This is a genomic window from Azospirillum sp. B21 (genome assembly GCF_008364825.1).
In the GTDB taxonomy this organism is placed as follows: Bacteria; Pseudomonadota; Alphaproteobacteria; order Azospirillales; family Azospirillaceae; genus Azospirillum.
This window is the reverse complement of sequence record NZ_VTTO01000051.1, coordinates 1-1610: the sequence shown is the minus strand read 5'-3', so window position 1 is coordinate 1610 and position 1610 is coordinate 1. Positions and strand designations below refer to the sequence as shown.

At 61.3% G+C, this 1610-nt stretch carries 2 protein-coding genes; both read left to right on the top strand.

The annotated features are described in order from the left end of the window. Nucleotides 1-116 precede the first annotated feature (116 nt). Nucleotides 117-377 carry a hypothetical protein gene (locus tag FZ983_RS33845; protein ID WP_149229095.1) on the top strand — a complete coding sequence of 87 codons (261 nt, stop codon included), beginning with the start codon at nt 117-119 and terminating at the stop codon, nt 375-377. Nucleotides 378-550: 173 nt separating this feature from the next. Further along, entirely contained in the window at nt 551-1549 is a 999-nt protein-coding gene (locus FZ983_RS33840) for a hypothetical protein (RefSeq protein ID WP_188092629.1), read from the top strand. Nucleotides 1550-1610: the final 61 nt, after the last annotated feature.

Genomic DNA, 1610 nt, shown 5'->3' with positions numbered 1-1610 from the left:
AAGATGGCCTGATGGGCGTTGGCGGGCTGCTGCAGCCGCCTTCTTGGTCTCGATCAAGTTAATGTGACGATGCCGGCAGCACGCTGTTTGCCCTTCTAAGCGAGGCAACCAAGGACATGCAGCGCAGCAGTGTGGTCGAGGTACGGGTGGCACAGGCCGACGCCTGGCTCGCCATCATTATCGACCGACGGGGGACATCTCGCTCCGGCCTTCTCTCCAGGAAGGTCTCCATCGGCATTGGTTCCACTCTGGCCAGTGCCGCCGCCAAAACCCTTGGCGGCTCTTTCGAGACCATTCCCGTCAAGGGTGGTGACGTATCAAGGTTGGTACTGCCACTGAATGGTCTCCCAGCTCGTGAACGTCTGCCTGCGCTCTGAGTGCAGTCCATCTGGAGCAGAGTAGAAGCACCCTCTGGCGCAGCGAAGCAGATGTTGCCTGCATGGGCAAACAGGTTTTGTAAGGCCATAGCAATCTGACCAGAGGCATCACCCGTACAAAGGCTCGGAATAATAAAGGAAAATAGAGCAGAATGTTAATGGCTTTCCGGAACGTGTCCATCGCCGCAAAGCTTTCCGGCGGTGGAGCCCTTGTGGTTGCTCTGATCGTAGGGATTGCTTACTGGACCTACAGCGCCTTTGACCGGGTCCGTACCGACACGGCGCTGTCCCAACGGGCGGCGCAGGTGGCGTCGACCACGCAGGAGCTCCAAGCCCGCTTCATGAGCGTGGCCTACGCAAACCTCGCAATCGCCACCACAGGCAGCGTGGAGGACCTGAAGCGGTTCGAGGCGATGAGTGCGCGGGATCGCGAGCGCAGCTTGGCGCTGATCGACCGGGCAATCGCGACCTCGACCCGGCCCGATCGCCAGGCAGCGCTTCGCGATGCCCGCGAGATGATGCAACGCTACAGTGAACTGACGGAGCGGGGGATCACCGCCCGGCGTCACTTCCTTACTGCGTCGGAGCAGGACTACCGGTCGGCACGCCTTCTCCTCGCCCAAGAGATTTCGACGGCTGTCGGCATGACGGAGACCGACAGCCCCAGCGGTGCAGCCATCCGTGCCTACGAGCGAGCAATGAGGACCGCTGTAGATATGGCGGCAATTTTCCTGAGCACGGGCGCAGATGGCGATGCAGCCACTGCCGGACAGGCGGTCGCCGCCTTGTCCGACCCGGCGATCGCTCTCGATCAGCTCGCAGTAACCGTCCCAAAGCTCCGCGACGTGACCGCCATCCATGCAGCTTTTGCCAAAGCTCTGCAGGAGGTGATTGCATCGCGTCAGGTGAATGATCGCATCTGGTTTGGTGAGGCACGCCCATTGCGCTTGGTCATGCAAGACCAGCTGACGGCCATTGCCGAGGCCGCTCAGGCCTACTCAACGGAACTGGCTGACGATGCGGTCCTCACTACTGACGTCGCGGTCCGCGGTACGTTGACGATCATCGTCGCGCTGGTCGCGCTGGTCGTCATCATCAACGGGGCGCTGTACCGCATGATAGCAACACCGGTCGTCCGGCTTACCGGTGTCATGCGGGCATCGTCACATTAACTTGATCGAGACCAAGAAGGCGGCTGCAGCAGCCCGCCAACGCCCATCAGGCCATCTTGCG

Coding starts and splice junctions, on each gene's coding strand:
- FZ983_RS33845 (WP_149229095.1), top strand. CDS start 117: ATGCAGCGCAGCAGTGTGGTCGAGGTACGGGTGGCACAGGCCGACGCC.